The following is a 2,666-nucleotide window of genomic DNA, read 5'->3' as shown; positions in this document are numbered from 1 at the left end:
TGTCACTGACCGGCATATTCGAGCCATTCCGGGATCGGCGTAATCGAGCCACCGGATGATCGCCGCAATCGAGCCAGTGCATGATCGGCGCAATCGGGCCACTCGATGATCGGCGTATTGGAGCCACCGCAGGATCGGCGTAATCGAGCCACGTAGCGGGCTCAGTGTTCTGTCGGGCGGCAGCCCGAAACGCATTTCGAATTTCCGCAACCCGGTACCTTCAGGCTTTTTGCCCGGAGGGCCGATGAGTCGAAGGAGGTTCGAAGTGTTTGAGTATCGACAGGTTCTGGCGCGCATGCGTCAGGGCGATTCCGACCGCGACATTGCCAGCGCACGCCTGATGGGGCGTGGGAAGCTGAAGACCGTAAGGCAGGTCGCGCTCGCTCGGGGCTGGCTCGATCCCGGTCAGCCCTTGCCGGACGACGCCGAACTGGCAGCGATCTTCGGACGCAATCCGAAGCTGCCGCGTAGCTGCGTCTCCACGATTGAACCGTTTCGCGATCTGGTGCGCAGCTGGTTTAGCGCCGACGTGCAAGGCACGACGATCTTCAACGCGCTTCAGCGCAACCACGGCTATACGGGCAGCTATTCGGCAGTACGGCGCTTCCTGCTGCAACTGAAGGCCGAGCGCGGCGTGAGAGCGACGACGATCCTGGAGTTCGCGCCGGCGGACGCCGCACAGGTCGACTTCGGCGCCGGTCCCGTGCTCACGCATGAGTCCGGGGGGCTGCTCAAGACATGGTTCTTCGTGATGACGTTGTGCTGGTCGCGTCATCAATACGCCGAGGTCGTGCTGGATCAGACGGTCGAGACGTGGCTGGCCTGTCACCGGCGCGCCTTCGAATGGTTCGGTGGCCGCGTCGAACGCGTGATCATCGACAACGCCAAGTGCGCGATCACAAAGGCGTGCATGTATGACCCCGAGGTACAGCGCTCGTACGCCGCGCTGGCCGAGGGGTACGGCTTCCGGATCGATGCATGCCCTCCCCACGATCCTGCGAAGAAGGGCGTCGTTGAGGCCGGAGTCAAATACATCAAACGATCCTTCGTGCCGCTGCGCGAATTCCGCGATCTCGCCGACGCCAACCGTCAATTGCGCGACTGGGTGATGCAGCAGGCCGGCACGCGCGAGCACGGCACGACGCGCGAGCAGCCGCTTGCACGTTTCGCCATCGAGAAGCCGCTGCTCGCCAGACTGCCCGATGTGCCGCCAGTGCTGGCCGTATGGTGCGAGGTCAAGGTCCATACAGACGGGCACGTCGTCTACAGGAAGGCACGGTACTCGGTGCCGTTCACGCTCGTTGGCAAGCAGCTGTGGCTGAAGGCGACCGACACGGTCGTGCAGGTGTTCCACCGCCATGAGCTCGTCGCGACCCATCCGCGCCTGCGCAAGCCCGGCGATCGCCACACGGTGCGTGACCACCAGCCGCCTGAAGCGCAAGCGTGGCTCGAGCACGATCCACAGTGGTGCCTGGCGCGGGCAAAGGATATCGGGCCAGCCTGCCACGCGCTCGTTCTCGCGATGTTCAACGACAAGGTGCTCGTCAACCTGCGCGGCGCGCAGGGCGTCGTGAGGCTTCGCGAGAAGGTCGGCGATCAACGGCTGGAGGCTGCGTGCGAGCGTGCGCTCGTGTTCGCCAGCCCCAGGTACCGCACCGTCAAGACGATCCTCGACAAGGGGCTGGACAGCCAGCCCACCGCACCAGCGCCGACGCCGGCACCTGCCGACACCTATCTGAACGGCGGCCGCTTCGGCCGTGACCTCCATTCCCTTCTGATCCATTGAACGCCTATGCATCCCAGTCCAGAACTGAACACGATCCTCAAGCAGTTGCGTCTCTCGGGCATCCTCGACTCGCTCGAGCAACGCAACCGTCACGCCATCGACGGGCAACTTGCCTACACGGAGTTCCTCGCCATGCTGCTGCACGACGAGGTCGCACGGCGAGAGCAGAAGAAGCTCGGCGTGCGGCTCGCCCGCGCTGGCTTCGCCCTCAGCAAGACGCTCGAGAACTTCGACTTTGACCGCGTGCCCAAACTCAACCGCGCTCACATCCATGATCTCGCCGCCGGCCGCTATATCGACGAGAAGGTCTGCGTGCTGATGGTCGGCCAAACCGGCGTCGGCAAGTCGCATCTCGCGCAGGCCTTGGGCCACAGCGCCGCACGCCAGGGCCGCGATGTCCTGTTCATCACGCAAACCGAATTGCTCAAGAAGTTGCATGCAGCACGGGCGACTGAGCTCTATGAACGCAAGTTGCAGCAGTTCGTGCGCGTTCCGGTGCTGATCGTCGATGACTTCGCTCTCAAACCCCTGCGTGCGCCCCACGACGAAGACTTCCACGATCTGATCGCCGCCAGGTATGAGCGCGCGGCAACTATCCTGACGTCGAATCTCGACTTCAGCGAATGGGGCGACGCATTCCCCGACAACCGCATCCTCGGTGCTGCCACGCTCGATCGGCTACGGCACGGCGCTTACCGCGTCGTCATTGAGGGTGAGAGCTTCCGCAAGCCGAAACCGATGCCCGAAAACGGCGAAAACGCGGTTGCAAAATCAGGCAAAAAAACGCATTCTTGAGTCCCTTCGAAATCGCGTTTCGGGGCCATTCCAGGTGGCCTCATTACGCCGATCATCCCCGGCTCGATTACGCCGATCCGTGACA

The 2,666-nt window shown here is 63.3% G+C and carries 2 protein-coding genes; both read left to right on the top strand.

Translation table 11 applies throughout. The features are described 5' to 3' along the window. Positions 1–265: 265 nt before the first annotated feature. Positions 266–1,786 carry an IS21 family transposase gene (gene istA, locus AB3X86_RS37975; protein WP_368599870.1) on the top strand — a complete coding sequence of 507 codons (1,521 nt, stop codon included), beginning with the start codon at positions 266–268 and terminating at the stop codon, positions 1,784–1,786. Between the two features lie 6 nt (positions 1,787–1,792). After that, a complete protein-coding gene (gene istB, locus AB3X86_RS37970; RefSeq protein ID WP_368599869.1) occupies positions 1,793–2,581 on the top strand; it encodes an IS21-like element helper ATPase IstB in 789 nt (262 codons plus the stop codon). Positions 2,582–2,666: the final 85 nt, after the last annotated feature.

Source organism: Paraburkholderia sp. BR14374 (assembly GCF_040948685.1).
Taxonomy (GTDB): domain Bacteria; phylum Pseudomonadota; class Gammaproteobacteria; order Burkholderiales; family Burkholderiaceae; genus Paraburkholderia; species Paraburkholderia youngii.
Note: the sequence above shows the minus strand (reverse complement) of the source record. Positions and strands in the feature narration are given on the sequence as shown.

Excerpts from the sequence above, each read along its gene's own strand:
- istB (WP_368599869.1), top strand. The coding sequence starts at position 1,793 with ATGCATCCCAGTCCAGAACTGAACACGATCCTCAAGCAGTTGCGTCTC.